General features: G+C 70.8%; 9 protein-coding genes. 3 read left to right on the top strand and 6 right to left on the bottom strand.

All coding sequences use genetic code 11. The features are described 5' to 3' along the window. Positions 1 to 1,266: 1,266 nt before the first annotated feature. The gene (locus D457_RS0117525) at positions 1,267 to 2,439 is read right to left on the bottom strand and encodes a lactonase family protein (RefSeq protein ID WP_017581979.1); all 1,173 of its coding nucleotides are present in this window, start codon (positions 2,437 to 2,439) and stop codon (positions 1,267 to 1,269) included. A gap of 429 nt (positions 2,440 to 2,868) precedes the next feature. Here D457_RS0117525 and D457_RS0117520 point away from each other — a divergent pair, with 429 nt between their 5' ends. The 3 genes from D457_RS0117520 (at position 2,869) to D457_RS0117510 (ending at position 4,429) form a co-directional block, all read left to right on the top strand. Then, entirely contained in the window at positions 2,869 to 3,438 is a 570-nt protein-coding gene (locus tag D457_RS0117520; protein WP_026116745.1) for a globin domain-containing protein, read from the top strand. A 59-nt stretch (positions 3,439 to 3,497) separates the two neighbouring features. Continuing rightward, entirely contained in the window at positions 3,498 to 4,163 is a 666-nt protein-coding gene (locus D457_RS0117515; protein ID WP_017581977.1) for a pyridoxamine 5'-phosphate oxidase family protein, read from the top strand. Positions 4,164 to 4,243: 80 nt separating this feature from the next. Then, positions 4,244 to 4,429, top strand: a complete 186-nt coding sequence (locus tag D457_RS0117510; RefSeq protein WP_017581976.1) for a hypothetical protein — start codon at positions 4,244 to 4,246, stop codon at positions 4,427 to 4,429. A gap of 130 nt (positions 4,430 to 4,559) precedes the next feature. Here the strand turns inward: D457_RS0117510 and hrpA are convergent, their stop codons facing one another. From hrpA to D457_RS0117490, 5 genes are all read right to left on the bottom strand, one after another. Continuing rightward, positions 4,560 to 8,573, bottom strand: a complete 4,014-nt coding sequence (gene hrpA, locus D457_RS0117505) for an ATP-dependent RNA helicase HrpA (RefSeq protein WP_017581975.1) — start codon at positions 8,571 to 8,573, stop codon at positions 4,560 to 4,562. A gap of 178 nt (positions 8,574 to 8,751) precedes the next feature. Next, on the bottom strand, positions 8,752 to 8,913 hold the full coding sequence (locus D457_RS36205) for a type II toxin-antitoxin system RelE family toxin (protein WP_017581974.1): 162 nt from the start codon (positions 8,911 to 8,913) through the stop codon (positions 8,752 to 8,754). Then, positions 8,913 to 9,149 (bottom strand): hypothetical protein, encoded by a 237-nt coding sequence (locus D457_RS0117495; RefSeq protein ID WP_017581973.1) that lies wholly within the window; start codon positions 9,147 to 9,149, stop codon positions 8,913 to 8,915. The genes D457_RS36205 and D457_RS0117495 overlap by 1 nt, the downstream gene beginning before the upstream one ends. After that, the gene (locus tag D457_RS37075) at positions 9,113 to 9,508 is read right to left on the bottom strand and encodes an alpha/beta fold hydrolase (RefSeq protein WP_239646134.1); all 396 of its coding nucleotides are present in this window, start codon (positions 9,506 to 9,508) and stop codon (positions 9,113 to 9,115) included. Before D457_RS37075 ends, D457_RS0117495 begins: the two co-directional genes overlap by 37 nt. Positions 9,509 to 9,536: 28 nt before the next feature. Further along, complete coding sequence (locus tag D457_RS0117490) at positions 9,537 to 16,799, bottom strand: type I polyketide synthase (RefSeq protein ID WP_026116743.1); 7,263 nt, start codon at positions 16,797 to 16,799, stop codon at positions 9,537 to 9,539. Positions 16,800 to 16,829: the final 30 nt, after the last annotated feature.

Raw genomic sequence — 16,829 nt, 5'->3', positions numbered from 1 at the left:
GGAGGCGGGGCGCACAGAACCCTCCGGGCCCTTCTTGTGGGGGTTCAACTGAGACTCAGATCATTCCAACCTCTGGAGGGGGTGAACGCTGATCCAGGTATCCCGCTTCACCTACGCCTACAGCCACAGAAGGCAACCATCACGAACCACCCCGAAGGGACAGTCGATGCCATATCGCCCCCGGCCGAGTTGTACTGGCCACAGAGGTTGAGTACACCTGGGCGCCCCAGCCCGACCCGTGTCCCTGTAGCCCGTGATCTTGCTACCAGTAGCAAGTTCGGCGCCGATTTCGCTTCTGGTAGCAAGATCACGGGGGAGGGCGGGGGCTCGGCACCGAACCCGAAAGGCCCGTTGGGACCTGAGGCTGACCCCGTGGCCCCAGCTGCGAAGCTCCGCATAAACGGGGTTCGTGGGAAGCCGTGCAAGCGCGCGACCTAGCACGTTCTCGCCACTGTGCCTCGCGGAACCTAGTCCGGCCGCTCCAGCCGAGCCCCCTCTCGGTTCCCGGCACCCGGGTTGGAAAGTTGTCTCGCGATGCCGGTCCGTGCGTGAGCTCCCCGCAGCTCGCGCGGCCAACGTTCATCGATGGTGACTGCGGCTGCCCAGCACTCACCGCAGGCGTCCCGGCGCTCCGGGAACCAGAAATAGTCGGACGGGGACAATCCCGGGAACTCGATCCCGCACAGCGTCTTCTCGAAAGAACCGAAGGCGTGAACAGAGCCGGGGGGCAACCCCTCCCCGTCCGCCCTCTCCCAGCGCTTGTCCGCAGGAGCATACGGCGGGCGACAGAGTTCGAACCGCCCCACGTCCACCATGGTCACCGCATAACACCAGGAACAGGACCAGGTCTCCTCGACCCACGGATTCGAATCCAACGGCCACCGCCACATCGAACGCCCGCACACATCGCACTCCATGGGCCTGATTCTCACACGATCAGACCTTCTCCTCTCAGCGGCTCGATGTGGGGATCGCCCACCGCGGCCTGGTGCTGGTTTCCACCGCGCACCTGAAGAGCTGAAAGACGCCGCCGACAGCGCGGTGATCCACACCCGAGCCGACGAGGAAACCGTTCCCTTCCGATACAAGGGCTAAGAAGACCGCGAGCGAGGCGCTGGAACTCGGCTGCGCCCGTGTGGCTCAGCCCGGTCACAAGCGCGATCGGGAGCGGGAGCGGGCGCGGCCGTGGTCGTGGTCGTCGCCCCGGCGCTGTTCCAGATCCGGGGTCTGCGCGGAGCGTTGGCGGTGACGGGCTCGCTCCCCCGGCTAGCGGGTTCCCTCAGCGCGGCGGATGCGTTTGATGGGGATCGGCAGCACGCACACAGGGACCGGGATCTCCAGGCGGTGGCCGGTGTCGGCGGGGATCCCGGTGTCCGGGTCGATGAGCAGCGACATCAGGGAGTCCCCGTTCTGGGCGGCCGCGACCAGGTGGTCGGGCTGGCCGTTGTGTCCCCGGACCACGGTGAAGTGGCGGGGCCAGGCGCCCACGGGGGTGTCGGCGAGGTGCTCCAGGCTGGCGCCCTCGGCGCGGACGGCGAAGGTGGAGATGACGTCCGCGCCCCGGTTGGACACGTACACGCGATCCCTGTGCAGAGTGATCTCGGCGGGGAAGTTGCTGCCCGCCGCCTCCTCGGCGGTGGCCGGTAGCGAACCGATGTGCTCGCCGGTGCCGTGGTCGCCGTCCCAGCTCAGGACGTGCACGCGGGAGTCCAGCTCGCCGACCACGTAGACGTACGCGCCGCCCGGGTGCAATGCCGCGTGGCGGGGGCCGGTACCCGGGGGCAGTGCGATGGTCCGGAGCAGCTCACCGGGGACGAAGACCATGCCCGGGCCCTCGCTGTCAGCCGGGAGCTCCGGGGGCTGGGGGTTGGCGACCTGGTAGACGCGCAGCTCGTCGGTGCCGAGGTCGGCGACGAGCAGGTAGGAGAGCTCGGGGTTGCCGGTGTCGGGGGCCAGGGTAAGGCTGTGCGCGTGCGAGCCCTCCTGTCGGTCGGTGACCGGCCCGCTTCCGGAGTGCTCGAACAGCTGCCAGGGCTCGCCGTCGTCGGTGCCGCCGGAGCCCTCCAGGGTGAAGGCCACCACTGCGGCGGTGCCGTTGGCGTAGTCGGCCACGCCCGCGAGCCCGTCCCCCAGATCCAGGACGTGGCAGGGCGAACCGCCTTCGGTCGGGAGGGAGCCCAGTTCGGTCAGGGAGGCGTCACCGTGCACCCGGAAGGCCGTCACCGTGCCCTTGGCGCGCTCGTTGACCGCGTACACCGTGGGCGGGTCCTCGGCGAAGTCCAGGAACGAGGGTCCGGTGGTGCGGGCGGCAACGCCGTCTGCGGTCAGCTCGCCCGTCTCGGGGTCGAACCAGACCCGGTGGATGCCCTGCCCCTCCCCCGGCGGGTCGGAGTCGGGGGTGTAGGTCCCCACGAGCAGGAGCCGTCGCGGTGTGTCCACCGGGTGCCTCGTTTCCTTCGCAGAAGAGCGGGATGTGGTCCATACCACCGGCGGCATGCTACCGCCCCGGACCCGGTGGGGAAAGGCTGAGCGTGTATCACCCGGGCGTGCCACCAGGGCGGTTACCAGGGGTAGTCACTGGAGTCACGTAAATACCCAACAGTCACAAATCAGGGGCTCTCGACTACGTAGCGAGTCTGTTACAGTTCCTCACCAAAAGCCCGAGTCAGTGAGGTCAGGGCCACCTCCAGCACATCTGTCCTGATTCGGGCCGCCGCGGAACTTCCCGCGTGCCCTGCGGAAAAACACCGATCCAAGGCCCCCGTCACCCTCGGAAACCGAGAGCGCGCCGCAGCTCTCCCCCACGGTCCGTGGTTCCCCGCTCACCCGAACACTGGATCAGCCTTGACCCTTCGCTCGATATCAGAAGTGCCATTGCCCGACCGGGAGATCGTCGACCTGGTCCGCCAGTCAGCCGTCGACATCCCCCAGGGGTCGGCACGACTGGCCAAGTGCTTCTACGACAACCTCTTCACCATGGTCCCCGAGGTGCGGGCCATGTTCTCGGACGACATCAAGCCGCAGCAGCAGCGCATGGCCGACGCCCTCCTGGCCGTGGTCCAGCACCTCGACGACCCCCGAGAGGTCGCCGAGTACCTCCAGCGCCTGGGCCTACAGCACCGCCTGGAACTGGGGGTGGCCCCGGAGCACTACCCGCACGTGGGGCGCGCCCTGGTTCGCGCCGTCAGCGAGATCTCCCCGACCTGGTCCTCCTCGATGAGTTCGGCCTGGGTGCTGGTCTACCAGTGGATCACCGCGAACATGCTGGCCGGGGCGGAGCAGGCCGACGCCCCCTCCCCGAACTCCACGCCTTCCCCGAACTCCTCGGCGCGCTCAGCCTCCCCGAACTACGCGCCTCCCCCGCTCTCCCCCTACTCCGCCCCTCCGTCGTCTTCCACGACCGCCCCGAACCCCTCGGTACCCTTCCGCGCACGGTGACGGAACCCGGCTCCACCGGTTCCGTCACCATTTCCGTCCACCGTCGAAAGCCTTCGTCCATGACACAGTCCGATCAGCACCACAGGCCCGGCTCCGAGGGGGAACACTACGTACAGGAGGTCCTGGGCACCACAGACAGGGCCGACCGCTTCTACCGCGACCAGATGCTGGACCACCTCAACCCGGCGATGCGGGAGTTTATCGCCCGCCAGGAGATGCTGTTCATCGCGACGGCCGACCTCAAGGGCGAATGCGATTCCAGCTTCAGGGCCGGGCCGCCCGGTTTCGTGCACGTCATCGACGACCACACCCTGGCTTACCCGGAGTACCGGGGCAACGGTGTGTTCGCCAGCGCGGGAAACGTCATCCAGAACCCGCACATCGGTCTGATGTTCCTGGACTTCCAGCGGGAGCGGATCGGCCTGCACGTCAACGGTCGGGTGAAGCTCACCGAGGACGAGCGTCTGCGCTCCCACGTCACGGACCTGCCGCTGCCCCAGGTGCCGGGCCAGCGGGCGCTGATGTGGATGGTGGTCCAGGTCGAGGAGGCCTACATCCACTGCCGCAAGCACATCCCGCACCTGCGCAAGGTCGGCGCCGACGAGTCCTGGGGCACCGACGACATGATGCGCAAGGGCGGCGACTTCTTCGGCGCCAAGCAGGAACGCGAAGCCCGCGAACGCCACAGCCCCTCCCCCACTGCTGCGGCAACGGGGTGGCTGTAGGCGCGACCACTCGACTGAGCCGCATGGTTCGAAGAGCCACGCGTAGAGTTGGAGCATCAGGCGAACGGAGAGAAGCCACCATGACAGCTGCACCCCTGGAACCGAGCGGGATGGCCGCCGAGCTCGCCGAAGCACTGGCTGACCGTGGCCTGGTGCTGGTGTCCGCCGCATACCTGGAAGAACTGGAAGACACCGCTGACAGCGCGGTGATCGACGCCCGCGCAGACGAGGAAACCGTTCCCTTCCGGTTCGAGGACTACGAGTGAGTCGGTACACAGTCGACGGCGGTCAGATCACCGTAGTCGTCGTCAAGGTCGGCCCTCGCGGAGATGTGTACGACCGCTAAGCACGAGAAGCGCCGCCGGAACCTGGTCCGGCGGCGCTTGCTTGTCCGGGTTACTTCCCGGGCTTCTTGACGGCTTCCAGGGCCTTCATGATGCGTTTGTCCGAGACCGGATAGGCCGTGCGGAGTTCCTGGGCGAAGAGACTCACCCGGTACTCCTCCAGCATCCAGCGCAGTTCGACCACGTCCGGGTCGTCGGCGCGGCCGGCGGGCAGCACGCCCTTGACCTTGGCGACGGCCTGGCGCATCTGTTCGACCTTGGACATGTTGACCTGGTCGCGGCGCGGGTTCTCCGGAAGTTTGGCCAGTCGGTACTCGATGCCGCGCAGGTAGCGGTGGACGTCGTCCAGGCGGGCCAGGCCCGCGCGGGTGACGAAGCCGTCGCCGACGAGGTCGCCGAGCTGGCCCTGGATGTCGTTGAGGGACGGCAGGACCGCCAGGGACGTGGTGCCCTTGATCTTCTTGGAGGTCTTGCGCCACAGCACGAGGATGCGGGCCGTCTTCCCCAGGATCTCGGCGAGGGTGTCGCCGAGGTCGGCGCGGACCCGGTCGGTGAGCTTGGCGAAGTCCTCGCCGTTCCACACCGGCCCGCCCTCACGGGTGAGCAGGTGGTCGACGGCCGCGGCCTCGGCGTCCTGGAGCATCTTGCGGATGGAGCCGTGCGGGTTGTCCGCCAGGGCGAGTTTGTCCGGGTTGTTCAGGCCTTTGCTGACCACGGTTGCCGGGGACGGGATGTTCAGCATGAGCAGGCGCCGGGTGCCCGCGCGCATGGCGGCGCGCTGTTCGGGCTGGGTGTCGAAGATGCGGATGGCGACGCTCTCGCCCTCGTCCAGCAGGGCCGGGTAGCCCTTGACCTTCGGGCCCAGGGCCTTGCGTTCCAGGGTCTGCTCCAGCGGACCGAAGTCCCAGGAGGTGATGCCCTTCTTCTCCACGCCCTTGGCCTCGGTGGCGATGGCCTCGCGCAGCCGGGGTTTGAGTTTGGCGCGCAGCTGTTCGAGGTCCTTGGACTCGGCCAGGGTGCGCCCCCGGTCGTCCAGTGCGCGGAAGGTGATGCGCAGATGGTCGGGGACCCGGTCGAGCTGGAAGTCCTCGGCGCTGATGCGCTCGCCGTAGGCCATCACGGTGAGTTCGGCGGCCAGGGCCTCGGTGAGGGAGCCCTCGTAGGGTGTCAGGCCGCCCCGGGCGCGGGCCGCATTGTCCGGGACGGGCACGAAGTGGCGGCGCAGCGGCTTGGGCAGCGAACGGATCAGCGCGGTGATGAGCTCGTTGCGCAGACCGGGGATCTGCCAGTCGAAGCCGGTGTTCTCGACCTGGTTGAGGAACTTCACCGGGATGTGCGCGGTGACGCCGTCGGAGTCGCTGCCCGGCTCGAACTGGTAGGTGAGCGGGAAGACGAACGCGCCCTGACGCCACACGTCCGGGTAGTCGTCCTCGCTGACCATGTCCACGCCGTCGTTGATGAGCTCCTCGCGGGTGAAGTCGAGCAGCTCGGGCTCGTCGCGGCGGGCCTTCTTCCACCAGGAGTCGAAGTGGGCGGCGGAGATCGCGGAGTCGGCGACGCGGCGGTCGTAGAAGTCGAAGAGCGTGTTGTCGTCCACGACGATGTCGCGGCGGCGGGCGCGGTGCTCCAGGTCCTCGACCTCGTCGAGGAGCTTGCGGTTGTCGTGGAAGAACTGGTGCCGGGTCTCCCAGTCGCCCTCCACCAGGGCGCGGCGGATGAACAGCTCGCGGGAGAGCTCGGGGTCGATCTTTCCGTAGGACACCTTGCGCTGCACGACGATCGGCACCCCGTACAGGGTGACGCGTTCGAAGGCCATGACGGCGCCGCGCTTGCGCTCCCAGTGCGGTTCGCTGTAGCTGCGCTTGACGATGTCGACGCCGAGCTCCTCGGCCCACTCGGGCTCGATCTTGGCGACCATGCGGCCCCAGAGCTTGGAGGTCTCGACGAGTTCGCCGACCATCACGAAGCGGGGCTGTTTCTTGAACAGGGCGGAGCCGGGGAAGATCGCGAAGCGCGCCCCGCGGCCGCCCAGGTACTCGTGCTTGTCCGGGTCCTTGAGGCCCACGTGCGAGAGCAGCCCGGCCAGCAGCGACATGTGCACGTCGCGCGGGTCGGCGGCCTGCTCGCGCAGCGGCGGGACCTCGATGTCCATCGTGCGCAGCACCTGCTTGAGCTGGCCGTGGATGTCCTGCCACTCGCGTACGCGCAGGTAGTTGAGGAACTCCTCGCGGCACATCCGGCGGAACTGGTTGCCGGACAGCTCCTGCTGCTTGTCGCGCAGGTGGTTCCACAGGTTGAGGAACGCCAGGAAGTCCGATTCCTTGTCCACGAACCGGGCGTGGGCCTGCTGGGCCTGCTGCTGCTTCTCCGTGGGGCGCTCGCGCGGGTCCTGGATGGACAGGGCCGAGGTGATGACCATGACCTCGGCCAGGCAGTCGCGTTTCTCGGCCTCCAGGACCATGCGGCCCAGGCGGGGGTCGATGGGCAGCTGGGCGAGGCGGCGGCCGATCGGGGTCAGGCGGCGCTGCTTCGAGCCCTGCCGGTCCGAACCCTGCTTGCCGTCGGTGTCCCCGTCCCCCTTGGACGTCTTGGTCCGGGCGACCTCGGGCTGGAGCGCGCCGAGTTCGGCCAGCAGGTTGACGCCGTCCTTGATCTGGCGGTGGTCGGGGCCGTCCACGAACGGGAAGGCGGCGACGTCGCCCAGGCCCAGGTGGGCCATCTGGAGGATGACCGAGGCGAGGTTGGTGCGCAGGATCTCGGGGTCGGTGTACTCCGGGCGGGAGAGGAAGTCCTCCTCGGAGTACAGGCGGATACAGATGCCCTCGGACACACGGCCGCAGCGGCCCTTGCGCTGGTTGGCGGAGGCCTGCGAGACCGCCTCGATGGGCAGGCGCTGCACCTTGGTGCGGTGGGAGTACCGGGAGATGCGCGCGGTGCCGGGGTCGATGACGTACTTGATGCCGGGGACCGTCAGCGAGGTCTCGGCGACGTTGGTGGCAAGCACGACGCGGCGGCCGCTGTGCCGGGACCAGACGCGCTTCTGCTCGGCCACGGACAGGCGGGCGTAGAGGGGCAGGACCTCCAGGCCGCGGATCTTCTTCTTTTCGAGGGCCTCGGCGGTGTCGCGGATCTCGCGTTCGCCGCTGAGGAAGACCAGGATATCGCCGGGGTCCTCGGTGGAGAGCTCGTCGACGGCGTCCAGGATCGCCTGGGTCTGGTCCCTGTCGGTTCCCGGACCGGGATTCTTCTCCTCGGGGTCGAGGATGTCCTCGGAGATGGGCCGGTAGCGGACCTCGACCGGGTAGGTGCGCCCGGAGACCTCGACGATGGGGGCGTCGTCGAAGTGGCGGGAGAACCGCTCGGGGTCGATGGTCGCCGAGGTGATGATGATCTTCAGGTCCGGCCGCTTGGGCAGGAGCTGCTTGATGTAGCCGAGCAGGAAGTCGATGTTGAGGCTGCGCTCGTGCGCCTCGTCGATGATGAGCGTGTCGTACTGGCGCAGCATGCGGTCGTGCTGGATCTCGGCCAGCAGGATGCCGTCGGTCATCAGCTTGACCAGCGTGCTGTCGTTGGAGGAATCGGTGAACCGGACCTTGTAGCCGACCGTCTCGCCCAACGGGGTGCCGATCTCGTCGGCGATGCGCTCGGCGACCGTGCGGGCCGCCAGCCGCCGGGGCTGGGTGTGCCCGACCGTGCCCATGACGCCGCGCCCCAGCTCCAGGCAGATCTTGGGCAGCTGGGTGGTCTTGCCGGAACCGGTCTCACCGGCGACGATGACGACCTGGTTGTCCCGGATGGCCTCGGCGATGTCCTCGCGCCGGGCGCTGACCGGGAGCTCTTCGGGGTAGCTGAGCTCGGGCACGGCCTCGCGGCGCAGACCCACACGGAGCTCGGCGCGGTCGATGTCCCCCGCGATCTGCGTGGTCACGGAGGCGCGGCGGCGCTCGTCACGGATCCTGGCCAGGCCGTCGATACGACGACGGAGCCGGTGCCGGTCGGCGGGCATGAGGTCGCGCAGCCGGGAACGGAGTTGGTCCGCGGCGGGCGCGGGCGTGGTGGTGCTCATCAATAACCAAGGTTAAGAGGGCTGGCAACCGGTTTTCCCGGCGGGCGGGGTTTCAACGGCACGCCGGGCGCGGTGTCTCCCGGGCGGAGGGGAAGGCCCCGGGCGCACTTTCAGGTGAACGCCCGGCCGGTGGGGTTTGTTCCGGGTCCCTGTCCGAACGGCTGCCCAGGAGAATTCTCTACTGCGGGCGGGATCGGTATTCGGCCCACAGGTCCAGGGGATACACCGCTTCTGGGTTTTCCGCCAGAAGTAGGAGCTTCTTGAGAACCCGGGACACAGCGTCGGGACCGATACGCCGGAGATCATCGATGGCGGCATCGGTGAAGGTGATCTCGGCCATCAGTCCTCAGGCAGTTCTTCGAGTGAAGATCGGGTGTGCCCGAACGCGGTCAGCACGTCGTCGAGTGATGTGCGCTCACCGCTGTCACTCATGCTGCGGGTGAGGAGCAGAGCGAGGTCCTTGAGGTCGGCCTCAGCCTGCTCAGGCTCCGTCAACCGTTCGTAGGCGACCACCGCGGCCACTGGCTCGCGGCGACGGGTCACGATGAGCTCCGCCCCCTGCTCCGCGTCCTGCACGATCCCGCTGAAACAATACAGAAACCTGTACAGGATGCCCGCGGAACAGGGAATCCTCTTCGCTGGTGATCAAGCACAGGTTCACAGCGGTCTGGTGAGCCACTCCCTGAGGACGGGGATCCACCGGCCCCGGGGTCCAGGTGGGCGTCGTGGGGTGCGCCCTGGAGGTCCGCGGGGCGGGTGGTACTGCGGCCGTGGCCGCGCTGGTCGACCAGGAGCACTCGGAAGTGTGGTGCCAGGGCCCGCTCCGTGGGCCAGAACTCGCGCGCGCTCCCGGCCAGGCCGTGCAGGATCCGACCGGCGGGCCCGCCCCCGCGGTGTCCAGGACGTGCAGGTCGGTGCCCTCCCGGTGGACCCACCGGGAGGGCACCCGTGCCCCATCTCGGTTCACCTCGAGCTCTTCCTCTTGGAGACGGCCCGCTTCAGAGTCGTCCACCTGGAGACGGTCCGGTTCGGCTTCCTTCCCTCGGAAACGATCCGGTCGACCTCCTCGGCGGTGCGCAGAGCGTGCTCCTCCAACATGGTGAAGTGGTCACCCGGGACCTCGACCCAGTCGTGGGCGATCGGCCAGCTCCAGTCCAGGCCGAGTTTGGTCCCGGCCGCGGTGACCACCGCCTCGGTGGGCCGTACCTGGACCGTCGGACCCGACCACTCCGAAGGACGCCAGGTGGAGAACAGGTCGAGGTAGGCGCCCATCGCGGTCAGGCGGGTGGTGTCCAGGAGTTCGAACTCGTGCGCCCGTTCGGTGACGAACTCCGTCACCATGGGCAGAAGGTCGTCGTCGCCGGGCACCACCGTGTCGAGCAGGATGGCCTTGGCGGGCGGGGTCCCCCGGCTGGAGAGCTCCTCGGCGACGGCGTGGGCCGTCCAGCCGCCGGAGGAGCGGCCCACCAGGATGAACGGGCGCCCGTCGGCCGCGGCGAGAGCCTGGTCGGCCTGGGTCCGCACGAAGGTGTCCAGGTCAGCGGGGAGTTCCTCGCCCTCCAGGTAGCCCGGAGCGGAGAGCACGTGGACCCTGCGTCGTCCCTGCCACCGGCTGGCGAACCGTGAGAACTCGTGCGGGCCGGAGGTCATGACCAGTGACGGGTGGCAGATCAGGACGGGTTCCTCCGGACCCGTGGCCAGCGTGGTGGCGGCGGACCGCGACGCCCCGGTGAAGACCGCGCGGGAGCGGGAGGCGGCAAGGGCGAGGTCCACGGCCTCCTTGGGGCGGTGTGCGGCACACGCGTCCAAGAAGAGGCCGATCAAGCTGTCGTCGGACTTCGCCTCGCGGCTCCGACCGCCGCGGGCTCCGTCAACGGTGGTCGCCCCGCCCGCCACCGGGGCGGGTCCGCCCATCTCTTGGTCGAGGTGGTGCGCCAGGGCCCGGGGTGTGGGGAACTGGAACACCAGGGTGGCGGGCAGGCGCAGCCCGGTGATCTCCTGGAGGTGGTTGCGCAGTTCCACGGCGGTCAGCGAGTCGAACCCGGACCCGGGGAACTCCTGGTGGGCGCCGTACTCCAGGTAGCCCAGGATCTCCGCGGCCCGTTCGCACACCAGCCGGGTGAGCAGCTCCCGGCGCTCGGCGCCGGGCGGAACCGCGACCACCTCTTCGGTAGCGCGTCCGGTCCGGTCGGGGGCGCGTACCAGCCCTCGCATCAGCGGTGGTATCGATCCCTGGGTGACCGCTCGGGTGCGCAGCCCGACCAGGTCCAGCGGGGAGGGCACCAGATGGGCGCGGTCCGAGGCCAGCGCGGCGTCCAGGAGCGCGCACCCCTCGCGGTCGCCGATCCCCTGGACCCCCCAGGTACGGGCCATCCGGTTCGCGGACACCTCGCTCATCTCCGCGAACTCCCCCGACTCCACCAACCAGCGCCCCCAGGCCAGGGACTGGGCCGGCAGGCCCCGCTCGCGGCGGTGCGCGGCGAGGGCATCAAGGTAGGCGTTGGCGGCCGAGTAGGCCGCCTGGCCCGCGCTGCCGAACACCCCGGCGGCGGAGGAGAACAGGACGAACGCGTCCAGGTCGCTGTGGGCGGTGAGCCGATGCAGGTTCCAGGCGCCCGCGGCCTTGGGGCCCATCACGCGGGCGACCGTGTCCGCGGACAGACCGGTGAAGGTGGCGTCGTCGATCACCGCGGCCGCGTGCACGACGGCCGAGACCGGTACCTCGGCGAGAAGGTCCCCCAACCGCTCGGCGTCGGAGACGTCGCAGGCCTCGACCCGGACCCCGGCGCCCAGGGCGGTGAGGTCGGCGACCAGAGCATCGGCCCCCGGGGCGCGGGGGCCCTGGCGGCTGATCAGGAGGAGGTCGTCGACACCGTGCCGGACGACCAGGTGACGGGCGACCAGGGCACCGAGCCGACCGGTGGCACCGGTGATCAGAACCGTTCCACCGGGGCGGAAGCGGGTGGCCAGCTCCAAGACCGCCTTGCCGACGTTGCGGCCGCGCTGCATGACCTGGAACGCCTCCGGGGCCTCCTCGATCGGGTACCGGGTGAGGGGGGCGCGGGGCAGGGTGCCGGCTGTGAGGAGCGGCAACAGGGCGGCGAAGGCCCGCTGGATCCGGTCCGGCCCCGACTCCAGGACGTTGAAGGCCCGGTAGACGATGCCCTCGGGGACGCCGTCCGCGCCGAGCAGCTCGTTGCGGCCCAGTTCCACGAACCGGCCGCCCGGTCCGAGCAGCCTCAGCGAGGCGGGGATCGCCTCGCCCGTGAGGGAGTTGAGGACCACGTCCACGGTGTCGGCGGCCGCGCGGAACTGCTTCTCGAAGCCGAGTTCACGCGAGTGCGCGATCTCGGCCTCGCCCAGTCCGGACGAGCGGAGCAGGTCCCACTTCTCGGGGCTGGCCGTGGCGAGCACCCGGGCGCCCAGGTGCCGGGCCAGGCCGAGCGCAGCCTGGCCCACCCCGCCCGCGGCGGAGTGGACGAGCACGGTCTCGCCCTCACGCAGCCCGGCCTCCTCGACCAGGGCGAGGTAGGCGGTCAGGTACACGGCGGGGACGGCGGCCGCCTCGGCGTGGTCCCAGCCCTCGGGGACCCTGGCCAGGTACCGGTGGTCGGCCACCGCGACCGGGCCGAAGGCGCCGGGGAAGAGCCCCATCACCCGGTCGCCCGGACGCAGGTCGCCGGCCTCGCCCCCGGTCTCCAGCACCACTCCGGAACCCTCGTTGCCGATGTCGCCGGGCTCGGGGTACATACCCACGGTCATCAGGACGTCGCGGAAGTTCAGGCCGGCGGCGCGGACGGCGACCCGCACCTCGTGCGGGGCGAGCGAACGTTCGGGCACGGGGACGTAGGTGAGGCCGTCGAGGACGCCCCGGCCGTCGGCGTGCAGCCGCCAGCCCGGGCTGCGGGCGGGCGGGAGGGTGGCGGTGTCCGACTCGGAGCGGCTGCGGGCCAGACGCGGCGCGTGGAGCCGCCCGCCCCGGACGGCCAGCCGGGGTTCCCCGGTGCGCAACGCCGCGGCGATCAGTTCGGTGCCGGTCTCGGAACCGGTCAGGTCGGTGTCCAGCAGCAGGAACCGGCCGGGGTTCTCGGTCTCGGCGGAAGCGATGAGCCCCCACAGCGCCGCGCCGGACGGGTCCGCGGGCAGACTGGTATCGCCAGGCAGGCTGACGGCGCCGCGGGTGAGCACGACGAACCTAGTGGCGGCGTAGCGGTCGTCGTCCACCCAGCCCCGCAGCTGTTCCAGGGCACCGGTCAGCCGTTCGAGGGCCCGCTCGGGGTCGGCGTTCGCCTGTTCGGGGCTCTGGGTACCGCCGGAACCGGCACCCTCGTCACCTGGGGCCAGCACGATCACGTCGGGCGCCTCGGCGCACTCCTGCGGCCGACGGTCCACACCGGCCAGATTACCCGCCACCGCCCAGGTTCCGGGATCGGGGAGAACGGTCCCCCCGGGTATCGCGATCTCCTCCCAGTCCTGGTGGAAGAGCGCGTCCTGGTCCGCCTGGGCCGCCGGGGCGGCTTCCCGGACGGAGAGGGAATCCACGCTCAGGACCGGTACCCCCTCGGGGTCGGTGACCAGGATCCCGTAGGTGTCCTCACCGGTCCGGGTGAGCTGGACCCGGACCCGCCCCGGGGCGCCCGGCGCGTGCAGCCGCACCCCGCTCCAGCCGAAGGGCATCAGGAGCCGGGGAGCCTGGTCGGCTTCCGCCTCGCGCAGAAGCAGGGACTGGAGCCCGGCGTCGAGCAGGACAGGATGCGGGCCGGTCATCGCCTCGGCGTCGGCGGGCAGGGGGTCGGGCCCGGCCTCGGCCCACGTCCGAGGGCCGTCGGCCCGGACGGCGCGCAACCCCTGGAAGGCGGGCCCGTACCCGATGCCCCGGGCCTCGAAGAGCGCGTAGGCGTCCGCCACCGTGAGTTCGGTGGCCTCCGGGCCCGGGGTGAGGGGGGACGGGGCGGGGGTCCTGGTGGCTGGGGCCAGCAGGCCCTCGGCGTGCGTGGCCCACTCCTGCCCGTCGGCGGAGGACGACAGGAGGCGGAAGGCACGCGTTCCACGCAGGTCGGGGGCCTCCACGATGACCTGGACCGGGGTGCCCGGCCCCTCAGGATCGAGTTCCAGGGGGGCGCTCAGGGTCAGTTCGGCGATCTCGGGCCGGTCGCAGAGCCGTCCGACGTGCAGGAGCAGCTCCACCGCGGCGGTTCCGGGCAGGATCGTCCGCCCGGAAACCGTGTGTTCGGTCAGCCAGGGAGCACACGCGGGGTCGAGCCGACCGGTGAAGAGGGTCTGGCCGGTCGCGCCGATCGGGGTCCAGGCGCCGATCAGGGGGTGGTCGGCGGCGCTGAGGCCGACCGAGGAGGGGTCACCCGAGAGTCGGGGCTCGTCCAGCCAGTACCTCCGGTGCTGGAAGGGGTAGGTGGGAAGGTCGACATCGCGGCCGCCATCGCCCAGCACCCGTTCCCAGTCGACGCCGATCCCCTGGCAGTGGGCTTCGGCCAGCGCCGCCAGGAAGCGGTCGCCGGTGTCCTCGTCCCGGCGCAGGGTGTGCACCACCGGGAGGTCCGCGGCCCCGGCGGCCTCAAGGGTCTGGCTCAGCGGCACCGACAGCACCGGGTGCGCGCCGACCTCGACGAACGCGTGGCTGACCGGCGCCAGGCGGCGGACCACCGGTTCGAGGAGCACGCCGTGGCGCAGGTTCCGGTACCAGTAACCGGCGTCGAGCGAAGTCCCGTCCACGGGCTCCGCCGACGGTTCGTCCCCGGGTTTCCAGGTGGGTGAGGGTGCCACGGTGGAATACAGGGGTACGGTGCCCGGCCGGGGCCGGAGGTCGGCCAGGGCGGCCCGCACCTCCTCCTCGACCCGGTCCACGAGGAAGCAGTGCGAGGTGTAGTCGACCGGGATGCGCCGCACGAAGGTCCCGTCCTTCTCACGGGCGGCCACGAACCCGTGGACTGCCTCGGCACTGCCCGCGACCGTGCTGGTCTCGGGGCCGTTGGCGCCTGCGAGGGCGAGCTGTCCCTCCTGCCCCTCGATCAGGCCCGCGACCTCGTCCATGCCCAGTCCCACCACAGCGATGCCGCCCTCACCCGCGACCTTGCCGAGCGCGCGCGAGCGGGCCACGACCACCCGGGCCCCGTCCTCGAGCGAAAGGATCCCGGACACGCAGGCGGCCGCCACCTCGCCCTGGGAGTGGCCGACCACGGCGGAAGGCTCGACACCCGCGGCCCGCCACAGCCGGGCCAGGGAGACCAGCACCGCCCACAGGGCCGGTTGCAGGACGTCCACGGGGGCGTCCTCTCCCATGAACCGCGGGGCTCCGGGGTCCTCGCGCAGGACCGCGGACAGGGACCAGTCGACGTGGGGGGCCAGGGCCTGTTCGCACTCGGCCACGGACGCGGCGAAGACCGGGGAGTCAGCCATCAGGCCTTTGGCCATGCCCGCCCACTGACCGCCCTGGCCGGGGAAGACGAAGACCGGTTGTTCGGAGCGGCCGGACCGGCGGGCCTCGCCGGTGACCACGCCCGCCGCGCACCCGTCCGTTCCCGCGCTCCCTGCCAGGGCACGCAGCCCTGCGGTGAGGGACTCGGGGTCGGCGCCGATGACGGCCGCGCGCCGGACGAACCGGCCGCGTGTGCTGGCCAGGGCGCGGGCGACGTCGGCGGGCGGCGCCGCGCCGCCCGGGTGGTCGGCCAGCCGGGCGGCCTGTTCGCTGAGCGCCGTCTTGTCGCGGGCGGACAGCAGCCAGGCGGTCCGCCCCTTGACCAACGGCCCGGCCAGTGGCCCGGAGTCCGACGAGCTCTCCTGGGTCTCCGAGGCGTCCGGAGTCCCCGAGGCGACGCCGCCCGTTCCGGGGGAGGGTTCCGGGGCCTCCTCCAGCACGATGTGGACGTTGGTCCCGCTGATCCCGAAGGACGACACACCCGCGCGGCGCACGCGCTCGCCGCGCTGCCAGTCCCTTGACCCGGACAGCGGCCGCACACCGCCCGAGGCCCAGTCCACCAGGGGCGAGGGTTCTTCGGCGTGCAGGGTTCGCGGCAGCCGCTCACGACCAAGGGCCAGCACCAGCTTCATGATCCCGACCGCCCCGGCCGCCGCCTGGGTGTGCCCCAGGTTGGACTTGACGGAACCCAGCCACAGGGGGTCCCCCGGCCGGTCACCGAACACCTCCAGGAGGGCCTCGGCCTCGATCGGGTCGCCGAGTTCGGTCCCGGTTCCGTGCGCCTCCACCGCGTCGATGTCGTCGGGGCTCAGCCCGGCGTCGGCCAGCGCGGCCCGGACCACCCGCGATTGCGCGGGGCCGTTGGGGGCGGTCAGCCCGCTGGAGGCGCCGTCCTGATTGACCGCGCCGCCCCGGATCACCGCCAGGACCCGGTGCCCGGCGCGCTCGGCGTCCGAGAGCCGTTCCAGGACGAGGGCGGCGGCCCCCTCAGCGAACCCGGTGCCGTCGGCCCCGGCGCCGAAGGCCTTGCAACGACCGTCCGCGGAGAGCACCCCCTGCTTCGCGGACTCCACGAAGAGAGACGGCCCCGACATCACGGTCGCCCCGCCCGCCAGCGCCAGAGAGCACTCTCCCTGGCGCAGGGACCGCACGGCGAGCTGAACGGCGGTCAGCGAGGAGGAACAGGCAGTGTCCACGGTCAGCGCGGGCCCCCGCAGCCCCAGGGTGTAGGCGATCCGACCCGAGGCCACGCTGGCGGCGGTGCCGGTCATCAGGTACCCCTCCGCTCCCTCGGGCATGGGCACCCGGCCCGAGGTGGTGGTACGGGCGTAGTCGGTCGTGCTGATCCCGGTGAAGACGCCGGTGGGCGTCTGCGCCAGGGACGCGGGGTCGATCCCGGCGCGTTCGAGGGACTCCCAGGTCACCTCCAGCATGAGCCGCTGCTGGGGGTCCATCGCCTCGGCCTCGCGCGGCGAGATACCGAAGAAGGCGGCATCGAAACCGGCCGCGTCGTCGAGGAAACCCCCGCCCGCGGACATGCCCGGACGGCCGCGCATGTCCTCCACGTCCCAGCCCCGGTCGTCCGGCAGGTCACCGATGGCGTCGGCGCCCCGTTCCAGCAGGTCCCAGAGTTCCTCCGGGCTGTTCACTCCTCCGGGCAGGCGGCAGCCCATGCCCACCACGGCGATCGGCTCGTTGTGGCGCTCCCGCAGCCGCGTGAGCTCGGCGCGGGTGCGCCGCAGGTCGGCGGTGACCCGTTTGAGGTAGTCGAGAACCTGTGCGTCGTCGGTCATGGGCATGCCTCGCCGATTCACGTCGCGGCA

The organism is Nocardiopsis valliformis DSM 45023 (assembly GCF_000340985.1).
Lineage (GTDB): Bacteria > Actinomycetota > Actinomycetes > Streptosporangiales > Streptosporangiaceae > Nocardiopsis > Nocardiopsis exhalans.
The sequence above is the reverse complement of the archived record's forward strand: the minus strand, read 5'-3'. Positions and strand labels throughout refer to the sequence as shown.